This window comes from Tannerella sp. (assembly GCF_030528505.1).
Classification (GTDB): Bacteria; Bacteroidota; Bacteroidia; order Bacteroidales; family Tannerellaceae; genus Tannerella.
This window is the reverse complement of record NZ_JAUMYS010000026.1, coordinates 25,260-38,954: the sequence shown is the minus strand read 5'-3', so window position 1 is coordinate 38,954 and position 13,695 is coordinate 25,260. Positions and strand designations below refer to the sequence as shown.

14 protein-coding genes and 1 tRNA gene are annotated in these 13,695 nt (G+C 48.1%); 2 read left to right on the top strand and 13 right to left on the bottom strand.

What is annotated here, in order from left to right:
* Positions 1-53: 53 nt before the first annotated feature.
* The 7 genes from Q4A89_RS05790 to rfbC all read right to left on the bottom strand — a co-directional run bounded on the left by Q4A89_RS05790 (position 54) and on the right by rfbC (position 5,890).
* Positions 54-665, bottom strand: coding sequence for a BglII/BstYI family type II restriction endonuclease (locus tag Q4A89_RS05790; RefSeq protein ID WP_303184296.1), 612 nt, complete (start codon positions 663-665; stop codon positions 54-56).
* Between the two features lie 2 nt (positions 666-667).
* On the bottom strand, positions 668-1,642 hold the full coding sequence (locus Q4A89_RS05785) for a site-specific DNA-methyltransferase (RefSeq protein ID WP_303184295.1): 975 nt from the start codon (positions 1,640-1,642) through the stop codon (positions 668-670).
* Positions 1,643-1,816: 174 nt separating this feature from the next.
* Entirely contained in the window at positions 1,817-2,347 is a 531-nt protein-coding gene (locus Q4A89_RS05780) for a GNAT family N-acetyltransferase (RefSeq protein ID WP_303184294.1), read from the bottom strand.
* Positions 2,348-2,364: 17 nt separating this feature from the next.
* Positions 2,365-3,534, bottom strand: a complete 1,170-nt coding sequence (locus tag Q4A89_RS05775; protein ID WP_303184293.1) for a glycosyltransferase family 2 protein — start codon at positions 3,532-3,534, stop codon at positions 2,365-2,367.
* A 4-nt stretch (positions 3,535-3,538) separates the two neighbouring features.
* Positions 3,539-4,162, bottom strand: coding sequence for a recombination mediator RecR (recR, locus tag Q4A89_RS05770; RefSeq protein ID WP_124751980.1), 624 nt, complete (start codon positions 4,160-4,162; stop codon positions 3,539-3,541).
* A 4-nt stretch (positions 4,163-4,166) separates the two neighbouring features.
* Complete coding sequence (gene rfbB, locus Q4A89_RS05765; protein ID WP_303184292.1) at positions 4,167-5,315, bottom strand: dTDP-glucose 4,6-dehydratase; 1,149 nt, start codon at positions 5,313-5,315, stop codon at positions 4,167-4,169.
* Positions 5,315-5,890, bottom strand: a complete 576-nt coding sequence (gene rfbC / locus Q4A89_RS05760) for a dTDP-4-dehydrorhamnose 3,5-epimerase (RefSeq protein WP_303184291.1) — start codon at positions 5,888-5,890, stop codon at positions 5,315-5,317. Before rfbC ends, rfbB begins: the two co-directional genes overlap by 1 nt.
* A 122-nt stretch (positions 5,891-6,012) precedes the next feature.
* Between rfbC and Q4A89_RS05755 the strand changes: the two genes are divergently transcribed.
* Positions 6,013-6,083: transfer RNA gene (locus Q4A89_RS05755), tRNA-Cys, on the top strand.
* A gap of 152 nt (positions 6,084-6,235) precedes the next feature.
* On the top strand, positions 6,236-7,855 hold the full coding sequence (locus Q4A89_RS05750; protein WP_303184290.1) for an ABC-F family ATP-binding cassette domain-containing protein: 1,620 nt from the start codon (positions 6,236-6,238) through the stop codon (positions 7,853-7,855).
* On the opposite strand, the gene pncB is transcribed toward Q4A89_RS05750, so the two are convergent.
* The 6 genes from pncB to Q4A89_RS05720 all read right to left on the bottom strand — a co-directional run bounded on the left by pncB (position 7,852) and on the right by Q4A89_RS05720 (position 13,465).
* On the bottom strand, positions 7,852-9,066 hold the full coding sequence (gene pncB / locus Q4A89_RS05745; protein ID WP_303184289.1) for a nicotinate phosphoribosyltransferase: 1,215 nt from the start codon (positions 9,064-9,066) through the stop codon (positions 7,852-7,854). The two genes, Q4A89_RS05750 and pncB, sit on opposite strands and share 4 nt — an antisense overlap.
* Before the next feature lie 129 nt (positions 9,067-9,195).
* Entirely contained in the window at positions 9,196-10,725 is a 1,530-nt protein-coding gene (gene rny / locus Q4A89_RS05740; protein ID WP_303184288.1) for a ribonuclease Y, read from the bottom strand.
* Between the two features lie 114 nt (positions 10,726-10,839).
* Positions 10,840-11,145 carry a cell division protein ZapA gene (locus Q4A89_RS05735; protein WP_303184287.1) on the bottom strand — a complete coding sequence of 102 codons (306 nt, stop codon included), beginning with the start codon at positions 11,143-11,145 and terminating at the stop codon, positions 10,840-10,842.
* Between the two features lie 2 nt (positions 11,146-11,147).
* A complete protein-coding gene (locus tag Q4A89_RS05730) occupies positions 11,148-11,423 on the bottom strand; it encodes a hypothetical protein (RefSeq protein WP_303184286.1) in 276 nt (91 codons plus the stop codon).
* Between the two features lie 135 nt (positions 11,424-11,558).
* Positions 11,559-11,759 carry a winged helix-turn-helix domain-containing protein gene (locus Q4A89_RS05725; RefSeq protein WP_124751987.1) on the bottom strand — a complete coding sequence of 67 codons (201 nt, stop codon included), beginning with the start codon at positions 11,757-11,759 and terminating at the stop codon, positions 11,559-11,561.
* Positions 11,760-11,944: 185 nt separating this feature from the next.
* Positions 11,945-13,465, bottom strand: a complete 1,521-nt coding sequence (locus tag Q4A89_RS05720) for an NAD(P)H-hydrate dehydratase (RefSeq protein ID WP_303184285.1) — start codon at positions 13,463-13,465, stop codon at positions 11,945-11,947.
* Positions 13,466-13,695 lie beyond the last annotated feature (230 nt).

Genomic DNA, 13,695 nt, shown 5'->3' with positions numbered 1-13,695 from the left:
ACCTTTTTGGTGACACAAGTGACCTTTGAAGGAACATTTCGTTGCTTTTTCCCTTATTCGATCCCTAAGATTAAAAGTGGAACCGGAGGGTTATTTCTTCCGTGTCTTAAAATATTATAAACTTCGCCTTCATAATATGCAACGCCGCTACTCATGTGTGATTGCATTTTCTTTGTTGGCAAAACTTCAATTCCAAGGTTTATCACACCGCCTGAATAAAAAAGCAAATGCTTTACAAATAAGTCAAACGCTACAAAAGCATACTTGCCAAACTGAACTTCAACCGCTATCTGATCTTTTACAAAGTCTGTTTGCTTATATGAAGATATCGGTTCTTTAATCCCTTTTGAAATTAAAAAACCTTTTTGTTTTTCGTATGGCAACATAATTAATTCGGGAAGAATTTTCGGGTCTGTTGTTATGTAATATCGATAACGCCTTTCATTCCAGCCAAGTTCTTCGAATTTTTCATTAAAGGCTTTATTTAATTCGATCGGGCTATATAGCATTTTTCCTCTCATCGTTTTTTCCTTGCTTTCTTTGGTCATAAAGTTTGACGCATCGATGCTTCGGATAATGTCTATGATTTCTTTGTAAAGTTTTTTATGATGAACAAGAAGATATTCTTCTCCATTTAAATGCGAATATTTCTGGGCTATTTTCATTTTTAATGAGTTTTTCCGGAATATTTTACATTAATGTTTTCCAATTCAAGTTGTAACCATTCTTCAGGAACCTGAGATACCTTATCATTGGCAGATGGTTTATGAATCGGTTTATTTATGGGCCTGATTTTTAATTTACCTTCGTTAAAGTCAATAATTCTTTGTTTGGCGATGTCACAATATTCTTTCTCTTTTTCAATTCCTATTGCATTCCGATTATTTTTAATCGAGGCAATTACTGTTGATCCAACACCGGCATAAGGATCAAGTATCCAGCTTTCTTCATTTGTTAATGCAAGAATACATCTTTCAACCAGTTCTATCGGGAATTGGCAGGGATGTTGTGTCTTTTCCGGATGATTGGATTTAACATTGGGTATATTCCACATGGCCGTTTCCCAATCTTTTGCGACAATTTCCCATATATCGCTTGGGTTTTTACCAAGAGGATTTCCCGATGGCAACCCTTTTTTCTCTCCTTTAAAATGAAGTTTTCCGGGGTATTTTGCCGGGACCCTTACATCGTCAAGATTGAAAATATAATTATCTGTTTTGCTGAACCATAAAATAGTTTCGTATCTTCCGCTAAATCTGTTTGACGCGTGCAATCCGTGTCCAAAATGCCAGATAATTCTATTGCGTAATTTCAGTCCGTGTTTTTTGAAAATCTGATAATAATAAATATCTAAAGGGAAAACTTCTCCTTTGTCGACATAGTTACCAACTTGCCAACAAAGGCTCCCTTGTTCGGATAAAGTTCTTACAAGTTCGTTTATTATTTCTTCTTGTGTTTCTAAATATTTTTCAATACTTGTCTTTGCTTCATACGATTTACCAACATTGTAAGGAGGCGAAGTTATGATTAAATCAAATTTTCCATCTTCCATTCCTTTAAGAACATTCAGACTGTCGCCATTTATAATGTTATGAGAAATATCAGGTCTAATATATTTAATTAAAGGCTCTTCAGCTTTCATTGTGTTCAATTTTCTATCCTGCAAATTTAATATATATCCACCTATTTCCTGTCTTAATTTTCACGAAGTTGTCAACCGAGTTCTTTTTACGATGAATGCCAGGCTTTTTGGGTAACAGACAGCAGTGAGTACAAAGAACAATCGCAAACCTCCTGCCCCGGACGATTTCACGCTTCAGGCTTTTTTGTTCAGCAGGGTCATAAAATACGCATCGGCGAAGCCATGATTCGTATGCAGCCAGTCCTTTAAAATGCCGCACGAAGTGAATCCGCTGTCCAGAAACAAGTTTCGGCTGGGCTCGTTCGATACGGGTATAAAGACATAGAGTTGGTGTATGTTCAGCAACCCGAAAGCATAAGTCGTCAGCAGCGACAAGGCCTCCTTCCCGATGCCTTTCCGCTGATGCGCCGGATCGACCAGAATGCCTACTCCGGCACGGCGATGCCGAGGGTCGAAATCGAACAGGTCGACCGTCCCGACCGTCTCGCCCGAAGCTTTCAGTACCATCATCAGCCGCAGCTGCTTCTGTGCGTATATGTCGGCGTCGGCATGCTCCAGATAGGCTTTCAACACGTAGCGCGAATACGGTACAAGCGTGCTGCCGAACTCCCACAGAGACGTATCATTCTCCCACGCGTAAAGCAGATCAAGATCTTCCGGTTCCAACGCCCGCAGGCGTAGCATGTCATTTTCCAGCCATTTCATCACTCACGCCTCCGTTTTTATCTGCCCGGCGAAATCAACAGTCCGCTGTCGGGGTAATATATATGATACACACACGATTTATCGGTGTTTCTGTCCATAAAAAGCAACATCTGGTCGAACGTCATGTCCGGATAGCCAAAGACCATATCCGTATATTCGTTCATCCGCACCCGACGCGAGAGCGCATCCATCGCCCGGCGCTCATCCAAATCCCACTGACGGAAAACGACAGCCTCCGGCAGCCGCTCAGCGACCCGGTCTCTGGCCGTCTTGAGCGCCTCCGCACGACAGAAAATCAACACACTGCGACGTTTTGGCTTCGGCGTTTTCGGCTTCTTCCACCCGAACAAGCGCGCGACTCCTTTCCGCAAACCGACCGAAGCACGAATCAGCCCCGACATCCATCGCCCCGATCGCGGATAATGCTTCCGATAGAAAATAAGCATCGCATCGTAAAAAGCATTCAGGTATTTTTTGTCGGCATAAGCCGTGCTTTCCCCTTTGTAATGCAAGATACGCTCGGGAATATAATAATTTTTGTAACCGCCGAGCACGATCCGGTACGACAGATCAATGTCTTCACCGTACATAAAAAACGACTCGTCGAACAATCCGACCCGATCGAGCGCCTCGTGACGCAGCAGCATGAACGCCCCCGACAGCACTTCGACCTCATGCTGCTTGTCGGGGTTGAGATACGGCAAACTGTAAGCCGCATACCGGCGGGAACGCGGAAAGAGTTTCGAAAGACCGAACAACTTGCAGAAGGCCACCCATGGCGACGGAAAGCTCCGCTTGCTTTCAGGCAGAAAAGCCCCCCGACCGTCGATCATCTTCACCCCGATCGCCCCGGCGTCGGAACATCCGTCCATAAAATAACACAACGTGCGCAGGCTGTCGCCTACGATCGTATCGGGGTTGAGCAGCAACACATATTCGCCCCGGCAAGCACGCAAGGCCTGATTGTTCGCACGGGCAAAACCGGGATTATCCGTATTTTCGATAAACCGCACGTCGGGGAAACGGGGACGCAGGTATTCGACGGAACCGTCGGTCGAAGCATTGTCTACGACCCATATCTCGGCATCGAAACCGTTCGTCGCCGCCTGCACCGAACGCAGGCATTGCTCAAGCAAATACTTTACATTATAATTTACGATGACGACAGACAGCTTCGTTTCGTACATAACGTTATAATTTGATCGATTCGTTAAAATCCACCCGGTTCAGGATCGAGCGTCCCAACGTCACCTCGTCGGCGTATTCAATCTCGTCTCCCACCGAAATACCACGGGCGATGACCGTCACCTTCACCGGATAAGCCGACAGTTTACGGTAGATAAAGAAGTTCGTCGTATCGCCTTCCATCGTTGTACTGAGGGCGAACATGACCTCTTTCACTTCGCCCGAAGCCACACGCTCCACCAAGCTGTCGATTTCGAGATCGGCCGGCCCGATCCCGTCGATCGGCGAGATGATTCCGCCCAACACATGATAAAGACCGTGAAACTGCGACGTGTTCTCAATTGTCATCACGTCTTTGACATTCTCCACCACGCACACCGTCGAACGGTCGCGCAACGGGTCGGCGCAGATCGCGCAGTACTCCGAATCGCAGATATTATGACACACCTTGCAGTACTTCACGTTACGGCGTAAAGCAAGCAGAGCCGTCGAAAAACGCTCCGTATAGTCCGGCTCCCGACGCAGCATATACAAAGCCAGCCGCAAAGCCGTCTTCCGCCCGATTCCCGGCAGCGTAGCCAACTCATTGACGGCATTTTCCAATAAAGCCGAAGGATATTGCTGATTCATCACGTTATTTCAGCTCCCGTCCGGCATACATCTGCTCGTAATACCTCACATAATCGCCTTGGGTGATTTCTTCGATCCAGTCCTGATGCTCCAGATTCCAGCGCACGGTCTTCACGATACCGGCATCGAAACTCGTCTCGGGGCTCCAGCCCAACTCGCGGGTGATTTTCGACGGATCGATCGCATAACGCTGATCGTGTCCGAGACGATCTTTGACGAACGTAATCAAGTCGTCGTTGATCCAGTCGACCGACCATTGTCCGTCGGGGCCCATCTCTTTTTTCTTGAGCGCCTCACGATATTCGGGATGCTCGGTCATCAGTTCATGAACCGTCCGAATAATCGTCCGCACAATGTCGATGTTTTTCCGCTCGTTATGTCCGCCGACATTATACACCTCCCCCGCGCGACCACGATGTATCACCGCATCAATCGCCTTGCAATGGTCGGTGACGTAAAGCCAGTCGCGCACGTTCGATCCGTCGCCGTAGACAGGCAGTTTCTTTCCTTCCAGAATATTCTTGATGATGAGCGGAATCAGTTTTTCGGGGAAATGATACGGCCCGTAATTGTTCGAACAGCGTGTGATGCTGACAGGCATCTTATATGTGTCGTGATAAGCCGTGACGAAATGATCGGCGCTTGTTTTCGAGGCACTGTACGGGCTGCGTGGCGAAAGCGGCGTTTCTTCGGTGAAATACCCTGTTTCACCGAGGCTGCCGTAAACCTCGTCGGTCGAAACCTGATGGAAGCGTACGCCGGGCATCCACACCGGATAGCCGGACTCGTCTTTGCCCGTCACCCACGCTTTCCGCGCGGCATCGAGCAGGTTCTGCGTCCCGAGAATATTTGTCACGAGAAACAGTTGCGAATCTTCGATGCTTCGGTCCACATGGCTCTCGGCCGCGAAATTGACGACGTAGCGTATCGGATATTTCTCGAACAATCCTTCAACTAAGGCGCGGTCGCCGATATCCCCTTTCACAAAATGGCAGCGACGGCCGTCGATATCGTCCTTGATCGTTCCCAAATTGCCCGCGTAGGTCAACCTGTCGAGGACGATAATCTGCGCCTCGGGATACGTGGCGAGCATATATTTCACAAAGTTTGCTCCGATAAAACCGGCACCTCCGGTCACTAAATAAGTTTCCATCAATCGTTATGTTTTAATTCTTCAAAATTTATTTCGGCCTCTTTCAGGAAAGGCAATAAGCGGTCTTTCTCCGAGGTAACGACCGGATCGCTGCTCTCTGCCGCGCCCCACGCAATGCCGATCTGCGGATCATCGTATCGTACCCCTCGCTCATGGCTCGGCATATATGGATTATCTACCTTATATGTAAATACGGCGGTCTCGCTTTTTACATAAAAGCCATGTGCAAATCCCTGTGGAATATATAACTGACGCTTATTCTCGGCCGACAATTCCACAGCTACGTGTCGCCCGAACGTCGGAGAGCCGCGACGAAGATCGACCGCCACATCGACGACCGTACCCACGATCACGCGCACCAGCTTGGCCTGCGCGTAAGGCGCCAGCTGATAATGCAGTCCGCGCAGCACACCCCGCGACGAGCGAGATTCGTTCTCCTGTATAAAATTTACTTTGCCGATATACTGTTCGAATTCCTGTTGTTTGTAGGCTTCCATGAAGTATCCTCGTGCGTCGGTAAATACCTGAGGTTCTATCATCCACACGCCGGGAATATCCGTTTCTATGAAATTCATCTCTTCTTTTCTCGATTTTTTTCGAGAAACAAAGATACGGACTTTTCCGGCAATCGGACAAAAGAAATTTCAAAAGATTTTTGTATATCCGAAAAATGCCGTATCTTTGCACCGTGAAATTTGGTTCCTTGGCCGAGTGGTTAGGCACCGGTCTGCAAAACCGTTTACGGCAGTTCGATTCTGCCAGGAACCTCACCAACGTCACATCGTGATGATGACAGTAAAAAAAATTGCCCGCCGGAGCATCGCTTCAAGGCGGGCAATTTTTTATAACAGGCCATGCGGCTCCTTTGCCGTTCCGGTCGGTTTTTACTATCTTCGCACTCTCAAAAAAAAGAAGCAATTATGATTACAATTAGCGGTTTGGACATCCAGTTCGGGAAACGAACGCTGTTTCAGGATGTCAATCTCAAGTTTTTGCCGGGCAATTGTTACGGCATCATCGGAGCGAACGGCGCCGGCAAGTCGACCTTTCTGCGTGCCATCAGCGGCGACCTCGACCCTACACGCGGAACTATTTCACTCGGGCCGGGCGAACGACTGTCCGTCCTTGCGCAGGATCACTTCGCGTTCGATGAGTACACCGTGCTCGACACCGTACTGACGGGACATACCACGCTCTGGGCCATCATGAGCGAAAAGAACGCGATTTACGCCAAAGAAGATTTTTCGGACGAAGACGGTCTCCGCGCCTCGGAGCTGGAAGAGAAGTTCGCCGAGATGGAAGGCTGGAATGCCGAAAGCGATGCAGCCGCGTTGCTTAGCGGACTGGGGATCGAAGAATCGCTCCACGATAAGATGATGAAAGATCTGAGCGGTAAACAAAAGGTACGTGTCCTGCTGGCACGCGCCCTGTTCGGCAAGCCCGACAACCTGCTGCTCGACGAGCCGACGAACGACCTCGACCTCGAGACGGTGGCATGGCTCGAGAACTACCTTTCCAACTTCGAACATACGGTGCTCGTCGTCAGCCACGACCGCCACTTCCTCGATTCCGTCTGCACCCATACGGTCGATATCGATTTCGGCAAACTCAAACTGTTTGCCGGTAATTACAGTTTTTGGTACGAATCGAGCCAGCTTGCATTGCGTCAGCAACAGCAACAGAACAAGAAGGCGGAGGAAAAGAAGAAAGAGCTGGAAGAGTTTATTCGCCGTTTCAGTGCGAACGTAGCGAAATCGAAACAGACCACAAGCCGCAAGAAGATGCTTGAGAAGCTGAATATCGAAGAGATTCAACCCTCATCGCGGCGTTATCCGGGTATCATTTTCACTCCCTCGCGCGAGCCGGGCAACCAGATTCTCGAAGTTAGCGGCCTGACGAAAACGCTCGACGGTAAGGTGCTGTTCAAAGATTTGAATTTTAATGTCGAAAAAGACGATAAAGTCGTTTTCATCAGTCGTGACCCGCGTGCCATGACGGCTCTGTTCCAAATTATCAATGGAGAAGAAGAGCCCGACGCGGGTACATTCAAATGGGGACAGACCATCACGACGGCTTACCTGCCGCTCGACAATGCGAGATATTTCAATTCAGATTACAACCTGCTCGAATGGCTCGGACAGTTTGCCAAAGATACGAACGAAGTTTTTCTGAAAGGCTTTTTGGGACGTATGCTTTTCTCGGGCGAAGAGCTGATGAAGAAAGTGAGTGTGCTTTCGGGAGGAGAGAAGATGCGCTGTATGATTTCGCGTATGATGCTCAAAGATGCCAACACGCTCATTCTCGATACGCCGACGAACCACCTTGATCTCGAGTCGATTCAGGCATTCAATAATACGCTGATCAACTTCAAGGGCAATGTACTTTTCGCCAGTCACGACCACGAATTTATTCAGACTGTGGCTAACCGCGTTATCGAACTTACGCCTAATGGGAACATCGACAAGATGATCGAGTACGACGATTACATCTCCGATCCGAAGATTGCCGAGATGCGTGCGAAACTATATGAGGGGAGCTAAACAGCCCCCTCATTCATATGCAGGGCAGCCATAAACCGTTCGATTACTTCCGGACGCCCCGTGTATTTTCCTTTGTCTTCGCTGATCTTACACGTTTCGTTGTAAAAATCCCACGATTCGGTGATCTTAACCGCGACCAGCTTGATGACGATATTCATCGGCTTTATACCGGGGAAATCGTTCGTGAAATGCGTACCGATGCCAAATGACGGCTGACATTTATCTGCCGCATAGCGATGGATGGCTATGGCCCGATCTACATCAAGAGCATTGCTGAATGTCACTTGTTTAGTGCGCGAATCAATGCCGAGAGACTGATATTTCTCGACAATCTTATCGAGCTGTTCAAAATTATCACCGCTATCGACACGAAGGCCTTTGAAGAGATTCGCAAAATCTTCCGAGAAATTGAGACTGAAAATGTCCCACCCGAAGCTGTCATACAGATAAGTCCCCAACGCTCCTCTAAACGTATGTCTCCAGGCTTCCATCGCCATAAAGTTAGCCATCTGCGGGCCATACATTCCTCCGATAGCGCAAACGAATTCATGTGCCATCGTCCCGACAGGTAAAAGATCGTATTTCATCGCAAGATATACATTGCTCGTCCCGACAAATTTACCGGGGAAACGATGCGCCTGCCGGCAATCTTTCATCGCCCGGACAACAACATCCTCGGCCTCGAACGAAGCCCGTCTTCTCGTTCCGAAATCACTGTAAACGCACCCTGCCGACAAGAGCTTCTCGGCCTTCGCATAACTTTTCGCATAATACGCTTCGTAATCGAGCGTCTCAGCCTGTCCGGTAAATAAATAATACAATTCGGAGATGATAGCGAGAAGTTTAACCTCGAGCAAAATCGTATCCGACCAATACCCTTCGATCTCGATGTGCAGATGCCCTTCGTCATCCTGCCATGCTTTCACCCACTCGCGGTTGAAACGGAATCCTCGTAGATAACGGTAAAACCAGTCCGGGATGTAGTAGCATTTACGTTTCATAAACGCCACTTCCTCGTCTGTAATCACCACGTTCTCCAACAAGGCGATCTGACGGTTCACTTCGTCGGCAAAGCCTTTGGGATAAACGGTTTTATTCCGGTCGACAAATACATATTTGACCTGTGCTCTCGGATAATTATCGATTACGGCACAGCACATCGTCATTTTGTAGAGGTCGTCATCTGTAAAGTGATTGATTATTTGTTTCATCCTGTTGGTTGAATATATAAATTAATCGTGTTTTGCAAGAAGGAATCAAATTCAAAAAAAGCACCTCCGAAGGCCGTAAAAACGTCCCTTCGGAGGTATCAATTACCTTTTTAAAAAAAACCCGTATGTTTATTTTGCGTAGCTGACGGCACGCGTTTCGCGAATCACGGTAATCTTCACCTGACCGGGATACGTCATCTCGTCTTGAATCTTCTTGGCGATCTCGGTCGACAGGCTTTCGGTATCTTTATCCGTAATCTTATCAGCACCGACAATCACCCGCAACTCACGACCAGCCTGAATAGCGTATGTTTTCACTACTCCCGGATACGAAAGGGCCAGCTGCTCCAGATCGTTGAGGCGCTTGATATACGCTTCCACAATTTCACGACGCGCCCCCGGACGTGCTCCCGAAATGGCATCACACACCTGCACAATCGGCGCCAGCAAAGTCTGCATCTCCATCTCATCGTGATGAGCACCTACCGCATTGCAGATATCCGGCTTTTCCTTAAACTTCTCACACAGCTTCGCACCGTAGAGAGCGTGCGGCAATTCCGGCTCATCATCGGGCACTTTGCCTATATCGTGTAACAATCCGGCACGACGCGCCTTCTTCGGGTTCAGCCCCAGCTCGGCCGCCATAACGGCACACAAGTTCGCCGTCTCGCGCGCATGTTGCAACAGATTCTGTCCGTACGACGAACGATACTTCATCTTTCCAATCATCCGTATCAATTCCGGATGCAAGCCGTGGATACCAAGGTCGATCGCCGTACGCTTTCCGGTTTCTATCACTTCCTCTTCCACCTGTTTGCGCACCTTGTTCACCACTTCTTCGATACGAGCCGGATGAATACGTCCGTCCTGTACCAACTGATGCAAGGCCAGACGAGCGACTTCACGGCGCACCGGGTCAAAGCCGGAAAGCACGATCGCTTCCGGTGTATCGTCTACGATGATTTCGATGCCGGTAGCCGCTTCGAGGGCACGGATATTACGGCCTTCGCGTCCGATGATTCGTCCTTTGATCTCGTCCGAATCGATGTGGAAGACCGTTACCGAGTTTTCAATCGCCGTTTCGGTTGCTACGCGCTGTATCGTACGGATAACGATTTTCTTGGCCTCCATATTAGCCGTCATCTTGGCTTCTTCCATGATTTCGTTCACATACGAAGCCGCATCTGTTTTAGCCACGTCTTTGAGCGATTCGATCAGGCGTTCTTTGGCCTCATCGGCCGACAGGCCGGAGATCGTTTCCAGATGGGCAATTTCCTGCTGGTGCAACTTCTCCATATCCTGCTTTCTCTTTTCAATGATTTGCAGCTGATTGTTCAAGTTTTCCTTGACGATATCGACTTCCGACATCTTTCGCTGCAACTCCTCCTGACGCTGGGTAAGCGCCATTTCGCGCTGTTTCAGTTTCGACTCTCCCGACTGTATTTTGGCATTGCGCGCCGTGACCTGTTTCTCCAAGTCTGTTTTCAATTGCAGGAATTTTTCTTTTACTTCCAGCATTTTATTTTTCTTCATGACCTCCGCTTCCTTCTCCATCTCTTGGAGGAGCGCTGTGCGGCGGGATTTCGCAAGGAATGTCATTACGACCCAGGCCAGCAGCCCTCCCACGAAAAAAGCAATCATCATCAATATCCAGTTCATTCTATCCACTGTTAAATTGTTATAAAAAAAGCACAGTTCTGGCATGGCTCTCCATGCCAAACCCATGTGCATAGACTTTTATATTCTCGTTTCGAATAACATAGAAGTGAAAAGTTATCTCTCTCTTAGAAAATGTTCCAATCTCTCCGTCCACTGTTGTATCTTTTCCACGAAAGGTTGCGTATCGTTCTTTTCTTCCAACGGAATCATATCCATCGCCAACTGAACGGCAACCATCGCTAAGAGGTCTTTGTCGTCCAATGATTTGGAGAAATAGGCTTTCTGTTGCAGATACATCTGCTGCACCCGTCTGGCTGCTTCGCGCGCCCATTGTTCCGTCCGTTCATCACCTCGCCTGATCTTCACCGGATATTGTTTCCCTGCAATCTCCAGATGTATGATAAACTCGTCTCCTTTCACAGTTATCCGTTTAGTAGTGCCAAGCACTTATCTACTTCACGAACTAATTCCGACAACCGTCGTTTCGCCTCTTTTCTCTCGCCTGCATCGGCAAAGGCAATACTGGTAGCCGTCAGCATGTCCGTATATTTGGCATTCAATATCCGGTATTCTTCTTTCATCTGCCGTATGACTTCAGTCAAGTCTTTGATTTTTTGACCCTGCTCATCGCATAAGGTGAGCAAATCCTGCAACCTGACCTCAAATACAGCGCACAATTCCTTTTCATTCCCGGCCATCTCGTACCAAAATTGCACACAAAAGTAAAAAGAAGTATTTAAAGATACAACTTTCCGTCGTTTTTTTTACCGACAAACAGAAAAGGGGCTGCCTGACAACCAATCAGGCAGCCCCTTTTCTTACATGTTACGGAACTACGACAGCCAGAAATAAATTTCAGAATCTTTTTCTTCCGATTCAAGCTTTTCTTCCTTGGCCAACCAACCAATGGCTGCAAACAACTCTTTATCCGTTCTCAACTTTGTTTCTTTTTTGAGTTCTTTCACACTCATCCGGCCTGCCTTGCTCAAGGCTCTCCATACAAGACCGGCATTCGTTCCAATTAACTTAACCATAGCTGTTTTTTCTATATCTTTTTAATGGCTGCAAAAATACAATAAAAAGAGGTAATAGAATGATACGACACACTAAAACAAAGCTTTTTAACACTATCATCCCAAAAACCTTTTATTTTTTTATATTTTTAGGCAATCAGCCATTTTTTTTAAACAAGGAATGTAAGCCCTTTTCGGTATTTCGGTTACTCTTCTTCGTGTTGCAAACGAAACGCCTTTCCCAGCATCCGGATGATGTCGGAAGCGATCAGACTTTCGTCCGATAATCGGGCTACGGCCAAATCTCCAGCCATCCCATGCAGAAAGACCCCGAGAACGGCAGCCGTTTCGGGCTCGTATCCCTGAGCCATCAGACCGACAATCACCCCCGTCAACACATCTCCGCTGCCGGCCGTTGCCATCCCCGGATTACCCGTGGTATTGATGTAAATATTCCCCTGCGGTGTACAAACCGCCGTATAGGCTCCTTTAAGAACAATGCATTGCGTATGTTTCACGGCCATTTCGGCGGCTTTATGCAACCGGTCGTATCCGTTGATGCTATCCCCCAAAAGCCTATCCAGCTCTTTCGGATGAGGCGTCAAAACGGTATGCGGAGGAAGCAAAGCGAGCAGTTCCTTATTTTCTGCCAGAATATTCAACGCGTCGGCATCGAGCAGCAAGGGTTTTCGGGAAGTCTTCAGCAGTTGTTCCAGCATCTGCACCGTCTGTTTTTCCGTACCCAATCCCGGCCCGGCGGCGATGGCGTCATACGCATCCGTTTCGGGCAATACCGAGACATGGTCTGTATTTGCATCGAGGCTGAGCATCGCTTCGGGAAGAGCGGTCTGAAGCACCGTTTCCCCCCGTTGAGGGAGATGAACCGTCAATCTTCCCGATCCGCTGCGCATGCAAGCTCCGGCAGCCAGCAGGGCCGCTCCCATCTTACCCTTGCTGCCGGCAATCAGCAAAGCATGCCCAAAGTCGCCCTTATGAGCAAACACGTTGCGCTTACGGAGGATACCCGCCATATCTTCATCGTTAATCAGGATGTAAGGCGTTTTCGTCCGTTCGATGATATCCGGGTGCAATCCGATGGGCAACACTTTCCATCGACCGACATAAGCTCTATTTTCCGGTAGCACCATAGCGAGCTTCGGAAATTCGAACGTCAGTGTCATGTTAGCCTGAATGATGCTATCGGGATTATTCTCCCGGTTGTCTTCCCCAAAAAGTCCCGACGGGATATCGATCGAAACGACGGTCGCATCGGATTGATTGATGTAGCCGACGACAGCCGCATACCCGCCGCTCAGCGGCCGATTCAACCCCGAACCGAACAACCCGTCGATCACCACATCATGTTCCGAAAGAGTGGGAGGTGTAAAGTCTTCGATTACTTCATTCAAAGGCACTTTCCCATCCGCAAGCAGTCGCTGCTTATTGGCCTCGCAATCGGCCGAAAGATGGCGTCCGGGATTGAAAAGATAGACTTCGACCCGGTAATCGTCTTCGGCCAGCAAACGAGCGATAGCCAGAGCATCCGCTCCGTTATTTCCCTGTCCGGCAAAGATCATGACGCGCGACTGTTTCGAGTAGAGACGCCCGAACTCATTGACGAAAGCCGTAGCCGCACGCTCCACCAAGTCGATGGAAGCGATCGGCTCGTGATCGACCGTATATTGATCAAGTTCCTTTATTTTCGAAGTTTCAAATATTTTTATCATATCAGTTTTAAACTTTTGAGCATCCAAAGATACGGTATTTTTTTCTTCTGTAAGGACGATGAAGCAATGATTCCCCGAAACGACAGATCAAAAGAGACACACTGTTCTTTTCAGCCCTAAGTAGAAAACACAAAAAAGGAAACAGAAGAAGCTGTATATACAAGAATGGGGTAGGCCTCAAATTCCTCATCAAATCCAGACTATAAAAAACAAGATCGAAAGTATGTACC

Coding starts and splice junctions, on each gene's coding strand:
- Q4A89_RS05790 (WP_303184296.1), bottom strand. CDS start 665: ATGAAAATAGCCCAGAAATATTCGCATTTAAATGGAGAAGAATATCTT.
- Q4A89_RS05785 (WP_303184295.1), bottom strand. CDS start 1,642: ATGAAAGCTGAAGAGCCTTTAATTAAATATATTAGACCTGATATTTCT.
- Q4A89_RS05780 (WP_303184294.1), bottom strand. CDS start 2,347: ATGAAATGGCTGGAAAATGACATGCTACGCCTGCGGGCGTTGGAACCG.
- Q4A89_RS05775 (WP_303184293.1), bottom strand. CDS start 3,534: ATGTACGAAACGAAGCTGTCTGTCGTCATCGTAAATTATAATGTAAAG.
- recR (WP_124751980.1), bottom strand. CDS start 4,162: ATGAATCAGCAATATCCTTCGGCTTTATTGGAAAATGCCGTCAATGAG.
- rfbB (WP_303184292.1), bottom strand. CDS start 5,315: ATGGAAACTTATTTAGTGACCGGAGGTGCCGGTTTTATCGGAGCAAAC.
- rfbC (WP_303184291.1), bottom strand. CDS start 5,890: ATGAATTTCATAGAAACGGATATTCCCGGCGTGTGGATGATAGAACCT.
- Q4A89_RS05750 (WP_303184290.1), top strand. CDS start 6,236: ATGATTACAATTAGCGGTTTGGACATCCAGTTCGGGAAACGAACGCTG.
- pncB (WP_303184289.1), bottom strand. CDS start 9,066: ATGAAACAAATAATCAATCACTTTACAGATGACGACCTCTACAAAATG.
- rny (WP_303184288.1), bottom strand. CDS start 10,725: ATGAACTGGATATTGATGATGATTGCTTTTTTCGTGGGAGGGCTGCTG.
- Q4A89_RS05730 (WP_303184286.1), bottom strand. CDS start 11,423: ATGGCCGGGAATGAAAAGGAATTGTGCGCTGTATTTGAGGTCAGGTTG.
- Q4A89_RS05725 (WP_124751987.1), bottom strand. CDS start 11,759: ATGGTTAAGTTAATTGGAACGAATGCCGGTCTTGTATGGAGAGCCTTG.
- Q4A89_RS05720 (WP_303184285.1), bottom strand. CDS start 13,465: ATGATAAAAATATTTGAAACTTCGAAAATAAAGGAACTTGATCAATAT.